Here is a 19,396-nt window from a genome sequence, read left to right on the forward strand (position 1 = left end):
AAGGAGTGAGTTCGTCTGTCGACCGCCATTCTCACCGGTGCGCCGGTACCCGGGTCGTCGCTCGAGGACGATCTGCGGTCACTCGGCTTTGACGTGACTGCCGCAGCCGACGCCTCCGAGGCCGCCGAGCTGCTCGCCGCAGTCCCCGCGAGCAGGCGTGTCGCGCTCGTGGACCCCCGCTTCGTCGGCCACGTCCACGCCCTCAGGCTCGGACTCACCGACCCCCGCTTCGCCGCCGCGTCGATCCCCGGAGCGCTCACCGCGCAGCCCGAGGCCCGCCCCGCGCTGCTCCGCGCCCTCCAGCGGGCCGTGGCCGCCGTCGGTGCGGGAATCCCCGTCGCGCCTCCCGGTGCCGAACCCGTCACCGAGGACCGCACGGTGCCCGGCCGGCTGGCCGTGGCACTGGACGCGGAAGGCACCGCCGTGCAGCGCCCCGAGCTCGGTTCACTCACGGCCGCGGTGCCCACCGCGCCCGAGGAACGCAACGCCGCGCGGACCGCCGTGGCCGCCGTCGACGACGAGGCCGTACGGCTGCGCAGCGCGGTGAAGGCCCACGACGGCTTCTTCACCACGTACTTCATCAGCCCGTACTCCCGTTACATCGCCCGCTGGTGCGCACGCCGGGGCCTCACCCCGAACCAGGTCACCACCGCCTCGCTGATCACCGCGCTGATCGCGGCCGGCAGCGCGGCGACCGGCACCCGCGGCGGTTACGTCGCGGCCGGAGTGCTGCTCCTCCTCTCCTTCGTCCTGGACTGCACCGACGGGCAGCTCGCCCGCTACTCGCTCCAGTACTCGACGATGGGCGCCTGGCTCGACGCCACCTTCGACCGGGCCAAGGAGTACGCCTACTACGCGGGCCTCGCCCTCGGCGCCGCCCGTGGTGGCGACGACGTGTGGGTCCTCGCGCTCGGCGCGATGGTGCTCCAGGCCTGCCGCCATGTCGTCGACTTCTCGTTCAACGAGGCCAACCACGACGCGGTGTCCAACACGAGCCCCACCGCCGCGCTCTCCGACAAGCTCGACAGCGTCGGCTGGACGGTCTGGCTGCGCCGGATGATAGTGCTGCCCATCGGCGAACGATGGGCCATGATCGCCGTGCTCACCGCCGTGACCACGCCCCGGATCGTCTTCTACGCCCTCCTCATCGGCTGCGCCCTGGCCGCCTGCTACACCACGGCGGGCCGGCTGCTGCGGTCGCTGACCCGCAAGGCGCAGCGCACCGACCGGGCGGCCGGGGCGCTCGCCGACCTCGCCGACTCCGGACCCCTCGCCCAGGCCGTCGCCACCGTGCTCCGGCGCCCGGGAGGCGGTTTCACGGCCCCGTTCCTGGCGCTCGCCGGGGCGCTGGTGATGGTCGCCGCCGCAGTGTTCACGCCCTACGGCGGATGGCTGACCGTCGGCGCTGCAGCGGTCTACGCGGTCCTCTCCGGCCTCGCGGTCTCGCGGCCGCTCAAGGGTGCGCTCGACTGGCTCGTCCCGCCGGTCTTCCGGGCCGCCGAGTACTGCACGATCCTGGTGCTGGCCGCCCGCAGTGACGTGCCGCACGCCGTCCCCGCGGCATTCGGCCTGGTTTCGGCCGTCGCCTACCATCACTACGACACGGTGTACCGCATCCGGGGCGGCACCGGAGCGCCGCCCCAGTGGCTGGTGCGCACCATCGGCGGGCACGAGGGCCGGGCCCTGGTCGTGGCCGTCCTCGCCGCCGTACTGATCCACGGTTCAGGTTTCACCACGGCTCTCACCGCGCTCGCGGCCGCCGTGGCTCTGGTGGTGCTCGTGGAGTCCATCCGCTTCTGGGTGTCCTCCTCGGCCCCTGCCGTACACGACGAAGGAGAACTCGCATGATCGGCCTCGTACTGGCTGCCGGTGCCGGACGCCGTCTGCGTCCCTACACGGACACGCTGCCCAAGGCACTGGTGCCCGTGGACGGCGAGAAGACGGTCCTGGACCTGACGCTGGCCAACTTCGCGGCGGTCGGACTCACCGAGGTCGCGGTCGTCGTCGGCTACCGCAAGGAGGCGGTCTACGCCCGCAAGGCCGAGTTCGAGGCGAAGTACGGCGTGACGCTGACGCTCATCGACAACGACAAGGCCGAGGAGTGGAACAACGCCTACTCCCTGTGGTGCGCGCGTGACGTCCTGAAGCAGGGCGTCATCCTCGCCAACGGCGACACCGTGCACCCGGTCTCCGTCGAGAAGACCCTCCTGGACGCGCGCGGCAAGGGTCAGAAGATCATCCTCGCCCTCGACACGGTGAAGAACCTCGCCGACGAGGAGATGAAGGTCATCACCGAGGGCGACAAGGGAGTCCGGCGGATCACCAAGCTGATGGACCCCGCCACCGCGACCGGCGAGTACATCGGTGTGACGCTGATCGAGGCCGAGGCGGCCGAGGAGCTCGCCGACGCCCTGAAGGTCACCTTCGAGCGCGACCCCGACCTCTACTACGAGGACGGCTACCAGGAGCTGGTGAACCGCGGCTTCACGGTCGACGTCGCCCCCATCGGAGAGGTCACGTGGGTCGAGATCGACAACCACGACGACCTTGCCCGGGGCAGGGAGATCGCGTGCCTGTACTGACCCGCCTCATCCCGTCCCCGGTCGTCGTCGACATCCGGCGCGGTGCCATGGACGACCTGGCCGGTCTCCTCGCCGACCAGCGGATCTCCGCATCCGGCAAGCTCGCCATCGCCATCAGCGGGGGTTCCGGGCGTGCCCTGCGGGACAGGCTCGCTCCGGTGCTGCCGGGGGCCGACTGGTACCCGGTGGTCGACGGCACGATCGACTCCGCGGTACGGCTCGCCGACGGCATCAAGGGCAACCGCTACGACGCCGTGGTCGGTCTGGGCGGCGGCAAGATCATCGACGTCGCTAAGTACGCCGCGGCCCGCGTGGGCATGCCCATGGTCGCCGTCGCGACGAACCTGTCCCACGACGGGCTCTGCTCGCCGGTCGCCACCCTGGACAACGACAACGGCCGGGGATCCTACGGGGTGCCCACCCCGATCGCCGTGGTCATCGACCTCGACGTCATCCGTGAGGCGCCCGCACGCTATGTGCGCTCGGGTGTCGGTGACGCCGTCTCCAACATCTCGTGTGTCGCCGACTGGGAGCTTGCCCACGAGGTGCGGGGCGAGGAGATCGACGGACTCGCGGCCGCCATGGCCAGGCAGGCCGGCGAGGCCGTGCTGCGCCACCCCGGCGGGGTCGGCGACGACGCCTTCCTCAAGGTGCTGGCCGAAGGCCTCGTGCTGACGGGCATCTCGATGTCGGTCGCCGGGGACTCCCGGCCCGCCTCCGGCGCGTGCCACGAGATCAACCACGCCTTCGACCTGATGTACCCCAAGCGCGCCGCCAGCCACGGCGAGCAGGTCGGCCTCGGCGCCTGCTTCGCCATGCACCTGCGGGGCGCGCACGAGGAGTCCGTCCACATGGCGTCCGTGCTGAGGCGTCACGGGCTGCCGGTGCTGCCCGAGGAGATCGGCTTCACCACCGAAGAATTCGTGCGGGCCGTCGACTACGCCCCGCAGACGCGCCCGGGACGTTTCACGATCCTGGAGCACCTCAACCTGTCCACCGACCAGATCAGGGACGCGTACGCCGACTATGCAAAAGCCATCCATAGCTGAACTCCGTCCGGTCGTGCACCCGCCGGGTGTCAAGGACCGGCGCAGCGGTGAGCACTGGGCGGGTCGGCTCTACATGCGCGAGATCTCGCTGCGCATCACCCGGCGCCTGGTGACCACGAGGGTCACGCCCAACCAGCTGACCTACGTGATGACCGTCGCCGGCGTGCTCGCGGCGCCCGCCCTGCTGGTCCCGGGCATCCCGGGTGCGCTGCTCGGCGTGGTCGCGGTCCAGCTCTACCTGCTGTTCGACTGCGTCGACGGCGAAGTGGCCCGCTGGAAGAAGCAGTACTCCCTGGGCGGGGTCTATCTGGACCGGGTGGCCGCCTACCTCTGCGACGCGGCGGTGCTGGTCGGCTTCGGCCTGCGTGCAGCCGACCTGTGGGGCACGGGCCGCATCGACTGGCTGTGGGCCTTTCTGGGCACGCTCGCCGCGCTCGGCGCCATCATGATCAAGGCCGAGACCGATCTCGTCGGTGTCGCGCGCCACCAGGGCGGGCTGCCGCCCGTCAAGGAGGCCGCGTCCGAGCCCCGGTCCTCCGGCATGGCGCTCGCCCGCCGTGCGGCCGGCGCACTCAAGTTCCACCGGCTGATCCTCGGCATCGAGGCGTCTTTCGTCATCCTGGTGGTGGCCGTACTCGACACGGTCAGGGACGACCTCTTCTTCAGCCGTCTCGCCGTCGCCGTCATGGCCGGCATCGCCCTTCTCCAGACCGTCCTGCACCTGGTGTCGATCCTGGCGTCCAGCAGGCTGAAGTGAGCTCTCCCATGAAACTCGGCGCGGTCATCATCACCATGGGCAACCGCCCCGACGAACTGCGCGCCCTTCTCGACTCGGTCGCCAAGCAGGACGGCGACCGGATCGAGGTGGTCGTCGTCGGCAACGGCGCCCCGGTCCCCGACGTCCCCGCGGGCGTACGGACCGTCGAGCTGCCCGAGAATCTGGGCATTCCGGGCGGCCGCAACGTCGGCATCGAGGCGTTCGGCCCCTCCGGAGCCGATGTGGACGCCCTGCTCTTCCTCGACGACGACGGGCACCTGCCGAACACGGACACCGCCGAGCTCTGCCGGCAGGCGTTCGAGGCGGACCCGAAGCTCGGCATCGTCACCTTCCGCATCGCGGATCCCGACACCGGCGTCACCCAGCGACGGCACGTGCCGCGGCTGCGTGCCTCCGACCCGATGCGCTCGTCCCGCGTCACGACGTTCCTCGGCGGTGCGAACGCCGTGCGCAGCCAGGTGATCGCCGAGGCGGGCCCGCTCCCCGGCGAGTTCTTCTACGCCCACGAGGAGACCGACCTCGCCTGGCGGGCCCTGGACGCGGGCTGGGCGATCGAGTACCGCGCGGACATGGTGCTCAACCACCCCACCACCGCTCCCTCGCGGCACGCGGTCTACCACCGCATGGTGGCCCGCAACCGCGTCTGGCTCGCCCGCCGGAACCTGCCCGCACCCCTGGTTCCCCTCTACGTCGGGGTCTGGCTGCTCCTCACCCTGGTCCGCAGGCCCTCCCTCCCGGCTCTCAAAGCATGGTTCGGAGGTTTCCGGGAAGGCTGGACGAAGCCCTGCGGACCCCGGCGCCCGATGAGGTGGCGTACGGTATGGCGGCTGACCAGGCTGGGCCGGCCGCCGGTGATCTGAGAGGCTCTCCTCTGAGACCATGAGCCGTATTCATTCGTACGGGGAACCTGTCCGCCTCGGCCGCGCCCGCGACCGGCTGCGCATTGTGAAGACGAGAGTTCTTAACTGTGAGTGACACGACCCACGACGGCGGGATTGCGCTGAGCAGCCCGCCGTCCGCCGACGAGGGACTGAGCGCGTCCCAGCTCGCCGACAAGTACGGCTTGACGGTGAGCGGCGCCCGGCCCGGGCTGTTCGCGTATATCCGGCAGCTCTGGGGCCGCAGGCACTTCATCCTGGCGTTCTCCAGGGCGAAGCTGACCGCGCAGTACAGCCAGGCCAAGCTCGGCCAGCTGTGGCAGGTGGCCACGCCCCTGCTGAACGCAGTGGTCTACTTCCTGATCTTCGGGATCATCCTCGGCACCGCCAGGGGGATGAGCAAGGAGGTCTTCATCCCGTTCCTGGTGACGGGTGTCTTCGTCTTCACCTTCACCCAGAGCTCGGTCATGGCCGGGGTGCGCTCCATCTCGGGCAACATCGGACTGGTCCGGGCGCTGCACTTCCCCCGCGCTTCGCTGCCCGTCTCGTTCTCGCTGCAGCAGCTCCAGCAGCTCATGTACTCGATGATCGTGCTGCTCGCCGTGACGGTCGCCTTCGGCAGTTACCCGGCGCTCTCCTGGCTGCTCGTCATCCCGGCACTGGCCATGCAGTTCCTCTTCAACACCGGCCTGGCGCTCGTGATGGCCCGGCTGGGCAGCAAGACCCCCGACCTCGCCCAGCTGATGCCGTTCGTCATGCGCACCTGGATGTACGCCTCGGGTGTGATGTTCTCCATCCCCGTGATGCTGGCGGACAAGCCGCAGTGGATCGCCGACGTACTTCAGTACAACCCGGCGGCCATCTACATGGACCTGGTCCGCTTCGCGCTGATCGACGGCTACGGCTCCGAGAACCTGCCGCAGCACGTCTGGGCGGTCGGGCTGGCCTGGTCGCTCGTGGTGGGCGTCGTGGGCTTCGTGTACTTCTGGAAGGCAGAGGAACGGTACGGCCGTGGCTGAGGAATCGTCCCAGGGACACATCCCCACCGTGATCGCGGACGACGTGCACATCGTGTACCGCGTCAACGGCACGGGGGGCGGCAAGGGCAGCGCCACCGCGGCGCTGAGCCGGATCATGCGCCGGGGCAAGGGCGAACCACGCGGTGTGCGCAAGGTGCACGCGGTGCGGGGGGTCACCTTCACCGCCTACCGCGGCCAGGCGATCGGCCTCATCGGCACCAACGGTTCGGGCAAGTCCACCCTGCTGCGGGCCATCGCCGGCCTGCTGCCGACCGAGCACGGCAGCGTGTACACCGATGGTCAGCCGTCGCTGCTCGGCGTCAACGCGGCCCTGATGAGCGACCTGACGGGTGAGCGGAACGTCGTGCTGGGCGGTCTCGCGATGGGCATGAGCCGCGAGGAGATCCGTGCGCGGTACAAGGACATCGTGGACTTCTCCGGGATCAACGAGAAGGGTGACTTCATCACGCTGCCGATGCGGACGTACTCGTCCGGCATGGCGGCGCGCCTGCGCTTCTCGATCGCGGCCGCCAAGAACCACGACGTGCTCATGATCGACGAGGCGCTGGCCACCGGTGACCGCAAGTTCCGGGTCCGCTCCGAGGAGCGGATCCGCGAGCTGCGCAAGGAGGCGGGCACGGTCTTCCTCGTCAGCCACAACAACAAGACCATCAGGGACACCTGTGACCGGGTGCTGTGGCTGGAGAAGGGTGAGCTCCTGATGGACGGCCCCACCGAAGAGGTGCTGAAGGCGTACGAGAGGGAGACGGGCAAGTAGCCGTCGCGCACCCGTGGCTCCCGCCGGCGAGCGACGGCGGGAGCCACGCGGTGAAGGGCGCCGAGACGGAGGGCCCGAAGGGCGCCCCGGGAGGATCTCCTCCCGGCGGATGACGTCAATCCACCCGCGCGCGGGGAAGGTTGACGACGGCCGAGGCGTCGCACGAGGCGCGCAGCACCCCGGCGCGGCTCTGTGAGCTGCACAACGTAAGCTGTGACGGTGCTGATTCGCGGCAATGTGGGGTGATACGCCCCCGTCGCATCGCCCGTTGTGCGCATGTCGCACTCGGCCGGACGAGCGGCGTGTCCGAAAAGGTATGTTTTGGGTGAGCAGTGTAGAACGGGAGATATGACGGCAATGATGGCAAATCTCCAGCTCCGACGTGGTGTGGCCGTCCCCGCGTCGGGTGGTACGCGGTGACCCGTACCCAAAGGGCGCGCGAGGACGCCGCCGCCACCGCCACGCTCCACAAGGCCGCGCACGAGAACTTCCCCGTGGCCCCCTTCTTCCTGCCCCGGGCCTGGCGCGACGACCTGATGGCCGTCTACGGATTCGCCCGGCTCGTCGATGACATCGGTGACGGCGATCTGGCTCCGGGCGGTGCCGACGCCCGCCACCTCGGCCTCGAACCCGGACAGAGCGAGGACCGGCCGGCAGCCCTCGACGCCCTCGAAGCCGATCTGCGCCGCGTCTTCTCGGCCACGGGCGACGGGCCGCGCCACCCCCTGATGCGCGCCCTGCGCCCCACGGTGCGGAGCTGCGCGCTGACCCCCGAACCCTTCCTCGGGCTCCTCGAAGCCAACCGGCAGGACCAGAAGGTCCGCCGCTACGGGACCTACCGGGAACTGCTGGCCTACTGCGAGCTCTCCGCCAACCCCGTCGGCCGCCTCGTCCTGCAGATCACCGGCACCGCGAGCCCCGAACGGATCCGACGCTCCGACGCCGTCTGCACCGCACTGCAGATCGCCGAGCACCTCCAGGACGTCACCGAGGACCTCGGCCGCGACCGGATCTACCTGCCCGCCGAGGACATGGCCCGCTTCCATGTCGGCGAACCGGATCTGGCGGCACCGTCCGCAGGTGCGGCGGTGAGATCCCTGGTGGCGTTCGAAGCGGAGCGCGCCCGTGAGCTGCTGGCCGAGGGCATCCCCCTGGTGGGCAGCGTCCACGGCCGGCTCAAGCTGCTGCTCGCCGGATTCGTCGGCGGAGGGCGGGCCGCCCTCGGCGCGATCTCGGCCGCCGGTTTCGACGTACTGCCCGGACCGCCCGGACCCACCGCGCCCAGACTGCTGCGCGAAGTCGGGGACGTCCTGCGAAGAGCGCACAGAGAGAGGTGAGCCGGACCGTGGAGGGACAGACGACGTACATGTCGGCACCGGTACAGGCCGCGTACAGCTACTGCGAGGCCGTCACCGGACAGCAGGCCCGCAATTTCGCGTACGGCATCCGACTGCTGCCGTACGAGAAGCGGCAGGCGATGTCGGCGCTGTACGCCTTCTCCCGTCGGGTCGACGACATCGGCGACGGCGAACTGGATCCGGGGACCAAGCACGCCCGGCTGGAGGAGACCAGGGAACTGCTCGGCCGGATCCGCGACAACGCGGTCGACGAGGACGACACCGACCCGGTCGCGGTCGCGCTGGCCGACGCCGCGCGTCGTTTCCCGCTGCCGCTCGGCGGCCTCGACGAGCTCATCGACGGCGTGCTGATGGATGTGCGCAGCGCGACCTACGAGACCTGGGACGACCTGAAGACGTACTGCCGGTGCGTCGCGGGCGCCATCGGGCGCCTCAGCCTCGGCGTCTTCGGGACGGACGCGGGCGCACCCGGTGCTGAGCGGGCCGCGGAGTACGCCGACACCCTCGGCCTCGCGCTCCAGCTCACCAACATCCTGCGCGACGTCCGCGAGGACGCGGGCAACGGACGTACGTACCTGCCCGCGGACGACCTCGCCAAGTTCGGCTGCTCCGCCGGATTCCACCGGGCCACCCCGCCCCCCGGGGCCGACTTCGCCGGCCTGGTGCACTTCGAGGTCCGCCGCGCACGGGCGCTCTTCGCCGAGGGCTACCGGCTGCTGCCCCTGCTGGACCGGCGCAGCGGTGCCTGCGTGGCCGCCATGGCCGGCATCTACCGCCGGCTCCTCGACCGGATCGAACGCGATCCCGAGGCGGTCCTGCGCGGCAGGGTCTCGCTGCCGGGCCACGAGAAGGCGTACGTTGCGGTGCGCGGCCTGTCGGGCCTCGACACGCGGTACATCTCACGCCGGACGGCCAGGGGGAGGGCCTGATGACGGGTCGGGTCCGAGGTACGGCCCGGGCAACCTGCGGGCGCCCCGGTGCGTCCCTTTCCGCGACCGCACGGCGAAGGGAGCGGACATGACAGGCCAAAGCCCCCGGCCCTCCCGGGCGGTGGTCGTCGGCGGCGGCCTCGCCGGAGTCACCTCGGCGCTGCGTCTCGCCGACGCGGGGCTCGACGTCACCCTGCTCGAAGGCCGCCCCCGCCTCGGCGGGCTCGCCTTCTCCTTCCGCCGCGGCGACCTGTCCGTCGACAACGGCCAGCACGTCTACCTGCGCTGCTGTACTGCCTACCGCTGGTTCCTGGACCGGATCGAGGGGACCCACCTCGCCCCGCTGCAGGACCGCCTCGACGTGCCCGTGCTCGACGTCGGACGGCCCGCCGGGCCGCGCCTCGGACGGCTCCGCCGCACCGGGCTGCCCGTACCGCTGCACCTCGCCGGAGGGCTCGCCGCATACCCGCACCTCTCGCTCGCGGAGAAGGCCGGCGTCGCCCGCGCCGCACTGGCGCTGGGCCGTCTGGACCCCGCCGACCCCGCGCTGGACGGCATCGACTTCGCGACCTGGCTGCGCCGCCACGGGCAGTCGCAGCGCACCATCGAGGCACTCTGGGACCTCGTCGGTGTCGCCACCCTCAACGCCACCGCGCCCCACGCCTCCATGGCGCTCGCCGCGAAGGTCTTCAAGACGGGGCTCCTCTCCGAACCGGGTGCCGCCGACATCGGCTGGGCCGCCGTGCCGCTCGGGGACCTCCACGACACCCTCGCCCGGAAGGCACTCGAATCGGCGGGCGTCGAGATCCGGCTGCGCGCCCGGGCCGGTTCCCTCACCCGCGCCGAGGGCGGCCGCTGGGCCGTGGAGACCGACGGCGAGCGGTTCGAGGCGGACACCGTCGTACTCGCCGTGCCCCAGGGGGAGACCCACCGGCTGTTGCCCGACGGCGCGCTCGACGACCCGGACCGGCTCCTCGACCTCACCGACGCACCGATCCTCAACGTGCACGTCGTCTACGACCGACCAGTGCTGCGCAGGCCGTTCTTCGCCGCGCTCGGCTCACCCGTGCAGTGGGTCTTCGACCGCACCGCGTCCTCGGGCCTCCAGGGCGGCGGCCAGTACCTCGCGGTGTCCCAGTCGGCGGCCCAGGACGAGATCGATCTTCCCGTCGCCGAACTGCGCAAGCGCTACGTGCCCGAGCTCGAGCGGCTGCTCCCGGCGGCGCGAGAAGCCGGGATCCGCGACTTCTTCGTCACCCGGGAGCGCACCGCGACCTTCGCGCCCGCACCGGGCGTGGGACGCCTCAGGCCCGGTACGCACACCCGTGCCACCGGACTGCACCTGGCGGGGGCATGGACCGCCACCGGCTGGCCCGCCACGATGGAGGGTGCCGTCCGCAGCGGCTTCAGCGCCGCGGACGCCGCGCTCCGGGCCCTCGGCAGGCCACACGAACATCCGCTGCAGGAGGCGGCATGAGCAGTACCACCGGAACAAGAGGAGAGTCTGTGACCCCGGCGAATCCGGCTTACGACACCGTGGCGGACCCCACGGACGTCACCGCGCTTCTGGAGCGTGGGAGGGCCCTGTCAGCGCCGGTGCTGCGAGCTGCCGTGGACCGGCTGGCGCCGCCCATGGACACCGTCGCGGCGTACCACTTCGGCTGGATCGATGCCCACGGCCGACCGGCCGACGGAGACGGCGGCAAGGCCGTGCGTCCCGCACTCGCCCTGCTGTCCGCGGAGGCGGCGGGCGCCCCGGCGGAGGCCGGGATCCCCGGAGCCGTGGCCGTCGAACTCGTGCACAACTTCTCGCTGCTGCACGACGACCTGATGGACGGCGACGAGCAGCGCCGTCACCGCGACACCGTATGGAAGGTGCACGGCCCCGCCCAGGCGATCCTCGTCGGCGACGCGCTCTTCGCGCTGGCCAACGAGATCCTGCTGGAGCTCGGCACCGTCGAGGCCGGCCGTGCCGCCCGCCGCCTGACCACGGCCAGCCGCAAGCTGATCGATGGTCAGGCCCAGGACATCTCCTACGAGCACCGCGAGCGGGTCACCGTCGAGGAGTGCCTGGAGATGGAGGGCAACAAGACGGGCGCCCTGCTCGCCTGCGCCGTCTCCATCGGCGCCGTGCTCGGCGGGGCCGACGACCGCACCGCCGACACCCTGGAGGCGTACGGCTACCACCTCGGCCTCGCGTTCCAGGCGGTCGACGACCTGCTCGGAATCTGGGGCGACCCCGAGTCCACGGGCAAGCAGACCTGGAGCGATCTGCGCCAGCGCAAGAAGTCCCTGCCCGTCGTGGCCGCGCTCGCCGCGGGCGGGCCCGCATCGGAGCGTCTGGGCGAACTGCTCGCCGCGGACGCCAAGAGCAGTGACTTCGACAGCTTCTCCGAAGAGGAGTTCGCCGCCCGAGCGGCACTCATCGAGGAGGCGGGCGGCCGCGAGTGGACCGCCCAGGAAGCCCGCCGTCAGCACGCGGTAGCCATCGAGGCGCTGCACGGCGTCGACATGCCGGAACGAGTACGCGCGCAGCTCACCGAGCTCGCGGACTTCGTGGTCGTACGAAAGAGATGATCACCATCCAGATATGACTCGCAGTCGCCGGCGGGCGCCCCACGGGGCGCCCGCCGACGGAGACCCCAGCACAGCAGAGGACAGCACTGCACGAAGGGGAAGCCATGACAGCGACGACCGACGGAAGCACCGGGGCCGCGAACCTCCTCGCAGCCCCGGCCGGCGATCCGACCGAATCAACCATCGCCGCGGACGATGTTCTCGCCGTCGCGCGGCAGGCCGCGGAACGCTCGGTGGAGCACCTCCTCGGCCGGCAGGACGAGCAGGGCTGGTGGAAGGGCGACCTCGCCACCAACGTCACCATGGACGCCGAGGACCTGCTGCTCCGTCAGTTCCTGGGAATCCAGGACCCGGACACCGTCAAGGCCGCGGCCCGCTTCATCAGGGGCGAGCAACTCGGCGACGGCCCCTGGAACACCTTCTACGAGGGACCGCCCGACCTCTCCGCCACCATCGAGGCGTACGTCGCCCTGCGACTGGCCGGAGACCGGCCCGACGACCCCCACATGATCCGCGCGGCCGGCTGGGTCAGGGAGCAGGGCGGTATCGCGGAGTCCCGGGTGTTCACCCGGATCTGGCTCGCGCTCTTCGGCTGGTGGAAGTGGGACGACCTGCCGGAACTCCCGCCCGAGCTGATGTTCTTCCCGAAGTGGGTCCCGCTCAACATCTACGACTTCGGCTGCTGGGCCCGCCAGACCATCGTGCCGCTCACCATCGTGTCCGCCATGCGGCCCGTACGGCCGGCACCGTTTCCCCTGGACGAACTGCACAGCGACCCGGCCGACCCACGACCGTCCCGACCAACCGCGCCCGTGGTCAGTTGGGACGGCGTCTTCGAGCGGCTCGACAAGGCACTGCACCTGTACCACAAGGTGGCCCCGCGCAAGCTGCGGCGCGTCGCCATGAACGCCGCCGCCCGCTGGATCATCGAACGCCAGGAGAACGACGGCTGCTGGGGCGGCATCCAGCCCCCCGCGGTGTATTCCGTCATCGCCCTGCACCTGCTGGGATACGACCTCGACCACCCGGTCATGCGGGCGGGTCTCGAATCGCTCGACCGGTTCACCGTGTGGCGTGAGGACGGCGCCCGCATGGTCGAGGCCTGCCAGTCCCCGGTCTGGGACACCTGCCTCGCCACCATCGCCCTCGCCGACGCGGGAGTGAGCCCCGACCACCCGGCGCTGGTGAGAGCGGCCGACTGGATGCTCGGCGAGGAGATCGTGCGCCCCGGCGACTGGGCCGTGCGAAAGCCCCAACTGGCTCCGGGTGGATGGGCGTTCGAGTTCCACAACAGCAACTACCCGGACATCGACGACACCGCCGAAGTCGTCCTGGCTTTGCGTCGCGTCCAGCACCCCGACCCCGACAGGGTCGAGGCTGCCATCGAGCGCGGAGTGCGCTGGAACCTCGGCATGCAGTCGCGCAACGGCGCCTGGGGAGCCTTCGACGCGGACAACACCAGCCCGCTGCCCAACCGGCTGCCGTTCTGCGACTTCGGTGAGGTCATCGACCCGCCGTCGGCGGACGTCACCGGACACGTCGTGGAGATGCTCGCCGTCGAGGGGCGGGCGCAACACCCCCGTACCCGCCGGGGCGTCGAGTGGCTGCTCGCCGAACAGGAGGCGAACGGGGCCTGGTTCGGCCGGTGGGGCGTCAACTACATCTACGGGACGGGCTCCGTGGTGCCCGCCCTGATCGCGGCCGGACTGCCTGCCGGGCATCCCGCGGTGCAGCGGGCCGTCGAATGGCTGAAGTCGGTACAGAACGACGACGGTGGCTGGGGCGAGGACCTGCGCTCCTACCGTGAGGAGAAGTGGATCGGCCACGGCAGCTCGACCGCGTCCCAGACCGCGTGGGCGCTCCTCGCGCTCCTGGCCGCGGGTGAGAAGGAGAGCAGGTCCGTGGAACGGGGAGTCACCTGGCTGGCCAGGACCCAGCAGGCCGACGGTTCCTGGGACGAGCCGCACTTCACCGGAACCGGCTTCCCCTGGGACTTCTCCATCAACTACCACCTGTACCGGCAGGTCTTCCCCCTCACCGCGCTCGGCCGCTACGTGTACGGAGACCCCTTCGCCACAGCCGCCGGTATCGGTGCCGGCAAGGGGGCCTGAACCGATGGGTGGTGCACAGGAGCCGCCCGCGCCCGCCACGCCGCTGCTGATCGCCTGTGCGCTCGGTATCGAGCGCTTCGCGCTGCGCACCGGCAGGACGGGCGGCGTCCAGGGGCCCGGCCCCGTGAGCATCATCAGGTCCGGGATGGGCCCCAGGGCGGCGGAGAACGCCGTCCGGACCGCCCTGGGGCAGCACGGTGCCAAAGGCGCCGCGGTCATCGCCTCAGGCTTCTGCGCCGGACTGGAACCCGGCATGCATCCGGGAGACCTCGTGGTGGCCGAGGAGACCCGCGACGCCGGCGGCACCACGGCGTGCACCGGCACCGGCCTCATGGTCGACGCACTGGTCAGGGTGGTGCCAGGACGTACGGTCCACACGGGCCCGCTGGCCGGCTCCGGACACGTCGTCCGGGGGCCGGAGCGGGCCGGGCTCCGGGCCACCGGCGCCATCGCGGTGGACATGGAGTCCGCCGCCACCCTCCGCACAGCCGTGCGGACCGGGTCGCGCCCAGTTGCGGCCGTACGGGTGGTCGTGGACGCTCCAGAGCATGAGCTCGTCCGTATCGGCACGGTCCGCGGTGGAATATCGGCATTCCGCGTTCTTCGTGCAGTGCTTCCGGCTTTCCATGAATGGCACCGTTCTTTGCTGCTCCCCAGGAGGTGAGCCCAGATGGCCATGCCGCTCCGCCAGTCCATCAAGGTTGCGACGTATCTCTTCGAACAGAAGCTCCGCAAGCGGGAGAAGTTTCCGCTGATCGTCGAGCTGGAACCCTTGTTCGCCTGCAACCTGGCGTGCGAGGGCTGCGGGAAGATCCAGCATCCGGCCGGAGTGCTCAAGCAGCGCATGCCGGTCGCGCAGGCGGTCGGGGCGGTGCTGGAATCAGGGGCCCCGATGGTCTCCATCGCCGGCGGCGAGCCGCTGATGCACCCGCAGATCGACGAGATCGTGCGCCAGCTGGTCGCGAAGAAGAAATACGTCTTCCTCTGCACCAACGCCATGCTGATGCGCAAGAAGCTCGACAAGTTCACCCCTTCGCCCTACTTCGCCTTCGCCGTGCACATCGACGGGCTGCGCGAGCGGCACGACGAGTCGGTCGCCAAGGAAGGCGTCTTCGACGAGGCGGTGGCCGCGATGAAGGAGGCCAAACGGCGCGGCTTCCGGGTCACCACCAACTCCACCTTCTTCAACACCGACACTCCGCAGACCGTCATCGAGGTCCTCAACTACCTCAACGACGAACTGAAGGTCGACGAGATGATGATCTCGCCTGCCTACGCCTACGAGAAGGCACCCGACCAGGAGCACTTCCTGGGTGTCGAGCAGACCCGGGAGCTCTTCAAGAAGTCCTTCTCGGGCGGCAACCGCAGCCGCTGGAGGCTCAACCACTCGCCGCTCTTCCTGGACTTCCTGGAGGGCAAGGCCGATTTCCCGTGCACGGCCTGGGCGATCCCCAACTACTCGCTCTTCGGCTGGCAGCGGCCCTGCTACCTGATGAGCGACGGGTACGTCCCCACCTACCGGGAGCTGATCGAGGACACGGACTGGGACAAGTACGGCCGGGGCAAGGACCCGCGCTGCGCCAACTGCATGGCGCACTGCGGCTACGAGCCCACCGCGGTGCTCGCCACCATGGGATCACTGAAGGAATCCCTGCGAGCGGCACGGGAGACCATCGGCGGGAGCCGGTGACCTCGTCACCACCGGCCGGCCGGCCGCACCGGCTCTGCCCGGGCTGCCGGCCCGGCCCGGATGCCGCCGCCTCAGGCGGCGCGTCCGGGCCGGGCCGGCGGGGGCGCGCCGCGGCGCCGGAGCGCCGCGCGGAGGCGGAAGAACGGAACACGGCGAGGGAGGACGGGGCATGAAGGACGAACAGCCGGGCTTCGACCTGGCGCGGCTGCTCGCGGAACGAGGCGCCGAACGCTACGAGCTGCACACCCGCCACCTCAACCACCAGCTGCCGCGGATGCTCCACACCCTCGGTTTCGACAAGGTCTACGAGCGGGCCGAGGGTGCGCACTTCTGGGACGCGGAGGGCAACGACTACCTCGACATGCTCGCCGGCTTCGGCGTGATGGGTCTCGGCAGGCACCACCCCGTCGTGCGCCGGGCGCTCCATGACGTCCTGGACGCCTCGCTCGCCGACCTCACCCGCTTCGACTGCCAGCCGCTGCCCGGGCTGCTGGCCGAGAAACTGCTGGCCCACAGTCCGCACCTGGACAGGGTGTACTTCGGCAACAGCGGTACGGAGGCGGTCGAGACGGCGCTGAAGTTCGCCCGCTACGCCACCGGCAAGCCACGGATCCTCTACTGCGACCACGCCTTCCACGGGCTGACGACCGGCTCGCTCTCGGTCAACGGCGAGAAGGGCTTCCGGGACGGGTTCGCGCCCCTGCTGCCCGACACGGCCATCGCGCTCGGCGACCTCGACGCACTGCGGCGCGAGCTGGGGCGCGGCGATGTGGCCGGGCTGGTCGTGGAGCCGATCCAGGGAAAGGGCGTCCACGCCTCGCCCCCCGGCTTCCTGCGGGAGGCGCAGGATCTGCTGCACCGGCACAAGGCCGTGCTCATCGCCGACGAGGTGCAGACCGGACTCGGCAGGACCGGCGACTTCTACGCCTATCAGCACGAGGAGGGAGTCGAACCCGATCTGCTGTGTGTCGCCAAGGCGCTCTCCGGCGGCTACGTGCCGGTAGGCGCCACGCTCGGCAAGGACTGGATCTTCAAGCGCGTCTACTCGTCGATGGACCGGGTCCTCGTCCACTCGGCGAGCTTCGGTTCCAACGCCCAGGCCATGGCGGCCGGGCTCGCCGTACTCGCGGTGATGGAGCAGGAGGAGACCGTCGCGAACGCCCGCCGCACCGGTGATCTGCTGCGCGAGCGGCTCGCCGCGCTCGTCGGACGCTACGAACTGCTCCACGAGGTACGCGGGCGCGGACTGATGATCGGCATCGAGTTCGGTCGGCCCTCGTCCCTCGGGCTCCGCAGCCGCTGGGCGATGCTGCAGGCGGCCCGCAAAGGGCTCTTCGCGCAGATGGTGGTGGTGCCGCTGCTGCAGAAGCACCGGATCCTCACCCAGGTCTCCGGTGATCATCTGGAGGTGATCAAGCTGATTCCGCCGCTGGTCATCGGAGAACCGGAAGTCGATCGCTTCGTCACCGCCTTCACCGCCGTCATGGACGACGCGCACAGTGGAGGCGGGCTGATGTGGGACTTCGGCAGGACGCTGGTGAAGCAGGCCGTCGCCAACCGCTGACAGCGGCCTCGGGCAATTTGCCTCTGAGGTAAGTAATTTGCCTCGGGGGGAAGATCCTGGCCCAATGGAGGCATGAATCCTCCCGACGGTGGGGCGGCCGACGAGCTCCCGGGAATCGGGCCGCGCCTGCGTGACCTGCGCCGCAACCGCGGCCTCACCCTGGAGGCAGCGGCCGGCCGGGCGGAACTCTCCCCGGCCCACCTCTCCCGGCTCGAAACGGGCCGGAGGCAGCCCTCGCTGCCGATGCTGCTCGGGCTCGCCCGTGTCTACGGTACGACCGTCTCCGAACTCCTGGGCGAGATGCCTCCCGAACGTGACGCGATCGTGCGCGGAGGCCCTCTCGAGGGCGCGCCCGGAGGCACGGAGGCGGGCGGCTGGTTCTACAGGCAGGCAGGCGGACCGGGCCGTGCCATGCAGGCGCTGCGCGTCCGCGTCCCGTACGGCACCGAGGGCGATCTCGTGCGCGTCCACCCCGGCGAGGAATGGCTGTACGTCCTCGACGGCCGGCTGCGGGTCGTGCTGGGGGAGACCGTGCACGACCTCGATCCGGGTGACAGCGCGCACTTCGACTCGCTCACACCGCACCGGATCGCCGCGCCGGACATCACCGGGGCGCGTCTGCTCTTCGTCCACACCCTGCTGCAGAGCCCCGCCGCCGAGCTGTGCCTGGGCAGCGGGATCCACCGCTTCTGATCCCGCACGCCCACACCGTGCGTACCCTTCGTCACCCCGGCCCGAGAGGCCGGGAGAGAGGAACGTCATGTCCGATTCGGAGCACTTCGATCCGCTCACCCCGCGCCGGCCGGAGAGCGCGGACACGCAGGAGCGGCGGATGCCGCGCGGCGTCGTGATCCGGCTCTTCGCCTACCTGGTGGCCGGACATGTCATCGCGGCCTTCCTCTTCCTGCTCTTCACCGTGGCGGGAAAGGGCTGACCCCCGGCGTCACGCGCCCTCGACGAGGCGCTCACGGAGCTTCGCACGTGTCTCGTGGCTGACCTTCAGTCCTTCGAGGAGGTAGCGGTCGGTGCTGCCCCAGACCTCCTCGATGGTGGCGAACGCGGCGTCGAGGTATTCGACGTGGGCCCCGAAGAGAGGATTGAGCAGCTCCATCACCTCGTCGGACATTCCCACCGGTGAGGTGTCGCTGCGCCGCACCCTGTATCGGCGGTGCGCGTCGTTCGACTTGAGGTAGTCGGCCTCGATGGCTTCCTTCTCCACGCCCACCGCCAGCAGCGAGACCGCGATCGACAGGCCTGCCCGGTCCTTGCCCGCCGCGCAGTGCATCAGTGCGGGAACGCTGTCCTCGGCCAGCGCGTGCAGCACGCGGCTGTGTTCGGCGGTGCGGTCCTTGATGATCGAGCGGTACGACGCGACCATCCGCTCCGTTCCCTTGCCGTCGGCCAGGATCGAGCGCAGCTGCTGGATGTTGCCGTCGCGCACCAGCCGCCAGAACTCCGCGCCGTCAGCCGGGTCGGAGAGCGGAATGCTGACATTCCGGACGCCGGGCAGCTCCACGTCGAGACCGTCGAGCTTGTGGTCGGCCGCGTTGCGGAAGTCGAAGACCGTGTGCAGGCCGAGCCCGGCCAGGAAGGCGGTGTCGGCCTCGGTGGCGTGGGCGAGGTGACCGCTGCGGTAGAGGCGCCCGTACTGCACGGAGCGGCCGTCCGCGGTCGGAAGCCCGCCGACGTCGCGGAAGTTGCGGACACCGGTCAGGTCGACGTCCGTCGACTCGGGGCCGGCCAGCGGGACCTCTGGCATCTGCGTCACAAGGGCTCCTGGAGTGTCGGGCGTCGGCGCCGGCCGCCGACGGGGGGCACGATCGCGACGATACGACATGGCTGCGTCAGGCAGCCGTCCCGGTCGTCGTGGCGGCGCCCGCCGGGTGGAGCGACGGCTATCACATGTCCGTATTAGTGCATTTAGAACAACATGCCCCGCTTGTGCGGGAGATGGGGCGAGACAGGTGAGCGGGATCATATCCGTGACGGTGAGTGGTGAAGGAACCGAGGGGTATTCCGGACGCCGTGCGGAAAGCCAAGATCCGTAATCCACGGAGTGTGACGGGAATTCCGCGCCGGAAAT

Annotated in this window: 18 protein-coding genes; 17 read left to right on the plus strand and 1 reads right to left on the minus strand. The window is 70.5% G+C overall.

What is annotated here, in order from left to right; translation table 11 throughout:
• Positions 1-93 precede the first annotated feature (93 nt).
• The 17 genes from BFF76_RS13250 to BFF76_RS32960 all read left to right on the plus strand — a co-directional run bounded on the left by BFF76_RS13250 (position 94) and on the right by BFF76_RS32960 (position 18,247).
• Positions 94-1,848: a DUF5941 domain-containing protein gene (locus BFF76_RS13250; protein ID WP_053929200.1), complete on the plus strand. Its 1,755-nt coding sequence runs from the start codon at positions 94-96 to the stop codon at positions 1,846-1,848.
• On the plus strand, positions 1,845-2,582 hold the full coding sequence (locus tag BFF76_RS13255; protein ID WP_031094871.1) for a phosphocholine cytidylyltransferase family protein: 738 nt from the start codon (positions 1,845-1,847) through the stop codon (positions 2,580-2,582). The genes BFF76_RS13250 and BFF76_RS13255 overlap by 4 nt, the downstream gene beginning before the upstream one ends.
• Positions 2,570-3,631 (plus strand): iron-containing alcohol dehydrogenase family protein, encoded by a 1,062-nt coding sequence (locus BFF76_RS13260; RefSeq protein WP_031094872.1) that lies wholly within the window; start codon positions 2,570-2,572, stop codon positions 3,629-3,631. The genes BFF76_RS13255 and BFF76_RS13260 overlap by 13 nt, the downstream gene beginning before the upstream one ends.
• Complete coding sequence (locus BFF76_RS13265) at positions 3,609-4,388, plus strand: CDP-alcohol phosphatidyltransferase family protein (RefSeq protein ID WP_031094975.1); 780 nt, start codon at positions 3,609-3,611, stop codon at positions 4,386-4,388. Before BFF76_RS13260 ends, BFF76_RS13265 begins: the two co-directional genes overlap by 23 nt.
• 8 nt (positions 4,389-4,396) lie before the next feature.
• Entirely contained in the window at positions 4,397-5,269 is an 873-nt protein-coding gene (locus BFF76_RS13270; RefSeq protein ID WP_031094874.1) for a glycosyltransferase family 2 protein, read from the plus strand.
• A 107-nt stretch (positions 5,270-5,376) separates the two neighbouring features.
• Complete coding sequence (locus BFF76_RS13275) at positions 5,377-6,306, plus strand: ABC transporter permease (RefSeq protein ID WP_031094876.1); 930 nt, start codon at positions 5,377-5,379, stop codon at positions 6,304-6,306.
• The gene (locus BFF76_RS13280; RefSeq protein ID WP_053929201.1) at positions 6,299-7,084 is read left to right on the plus strand and encodes an ABC transporter ATP-binding protein; all 786 of its coding nucleotides are present in this window, start codon (positions 6,299-6,301) and stop codon (positions 7,082-7,084) included. The genes BFF76_RS13275 and BFF76_RS13280 overlap by 8 nt, the downstream gene beginning before the upstream one ends.
• Before the next feature lie 416 nt (positions 7,085-7,500).
• Entirely contained in the window at positions 7,501-8,421 is a 921-nt protein-coding gene (hpnC, locus tag BFF76_RS13285) for a squalene synthase HpnC (protein WP_065848271.1), read from the plus strand.
• Positions 8,422-8,450: 29 nt separating this feature from the next.
• The gene (gene hpnD / locus BFF76_RS13290; RefSeq protein ID WP_199831496.1) at positions 8,451-9,371 is read left to right on the plus strand and encodes a presqualene diphosphate synthase HpnD; all 921 of its coding nucleotides are present in this window, start codon (positions 8,451-8,453) and stop codon (positions 9,369-9,371) included.
• A gap of 88 nt (positions 9,372-9,459) precedes the next feature.
• Complete coding sequence (gene hpnE / locus BFF76_RS13295) at positions 9,460-10,848, plus strand: hydroxysqualene dehydroxylase HpnE (RefSeq protein ID WP_053929203.1); 1,389 nt, start codon at positions 9,460-9,462, stop codon at positions 10,846-10,848.
• The gene (locus BFF76_RS13300; protein ID WP_051834628.1) at positions 10,845-11,948 is read left to right on the plus strand and encodes a polyprenyl synthetase family protein; all 1,104 of its coding nucleotides are present in this window, start codon (positions 10,845-10,847) and stop codon (positions 11,946-11,948) included. The genes hpnE and BFF76_RS13300 overlap by 4 nt, the downstream gene beginning before the upstream one ends.
• A gap of 104 nt (positions 11,949-12,052) precedes the next feature.
• Positions 12,053-14,059 (plus strand): squalene--hopene cyclase, encoded by a 2,007-nt coding sequence (gene shc, locus BFF76_RS13305; protein WP_031094891.1) that lies wholly within the window; start codon positions 12,053-12,055, stop codon positions 14,057-14,059.
• Between the two features lie 4 nt (positions 14,060-14,063).
• Complete coding sequence (locus BFF76_RS13310; protein ID WP_031094892.1) at positions 14,064-14,723, plus strand: phosphorylase family protein; 660 nt, start codon at positions 14,064-14,066, stop codon at positions 14,721-14,723.
• Between the two features lie 6 nt (positions 14,724-14,729).
• Positions 14,730-15,749, plus strand: a complete 1,020-nt coding sequence (hpnH, locus tag BFF76_RS13315; protein ID WP_053929204.1) for an adenosyl-hopene transferase HpnH — start codon at positions 14,730-14,732, stop codon at positions 15,747-15,749.
• Positions 15,750-15,918: 169 nt separating this feature from the next.
• On the plus strand, positions 15,919-17,313 hold the full coding sequence (locus tag BFF76_RS13320; protein WP_053929205.1) for an aspartate aminotransferase family protein: 1,395 nt from the start codon (positions 15,919-15,921) through the stop codon (positions 17,311-17,313).
• Positions 17,314-17,385: 72 nt separating this feature from the next.
• A complete protein-coding gene (locus tag BFF76_RS13325; protein ID WP_031094900.1) occupies positions 17,386-18,006 on the plus strand; it encodes a helix-turn-helix domain-containing protein in 621 nt (206 codons plus the stop codon).
• 67 nt (positions 18,007-18,073) lie between these two features.
• Positions 18,074-18,247, plus strand: a complete 174-nt coding sequence (locus BFF76_RS32960; RefSeq protein ID WP_167359489.1) for a DUF6126 family protein — start codon at positions 18,074-18,076, stop codon at positions 18,245-18,247.
• A 9-nt stretch (positions 18,248-18,256) separates the two neighbouring features.
• On the opposite strand, the gene BFF76_RS13330 is transcribed toward BFF76_RS32960, so the two are convergent.
• A complete protein-coding gene (locus BFF76_RS13330; protein WP_031094902.1) occupies positions 18,257-19,072 on the minus strand; it encodes a tyrosine-protein phosphatase in 816 nt (271 codons plus the stop codon).
• Positions 19,073-19,396 lie beyond the last annotated feature (324 nt).

Origin of the sequence: Streptomyces mutomycini (genome assembly GCF_001700505.1) — a bacterium.
Taxonomy (GTDB): Bacteria; Actinomycetota; Actinomycetes; order Streptomycetales; family Streptomycetaceae; genus Streptomyces; species Streptomyces mutomycini.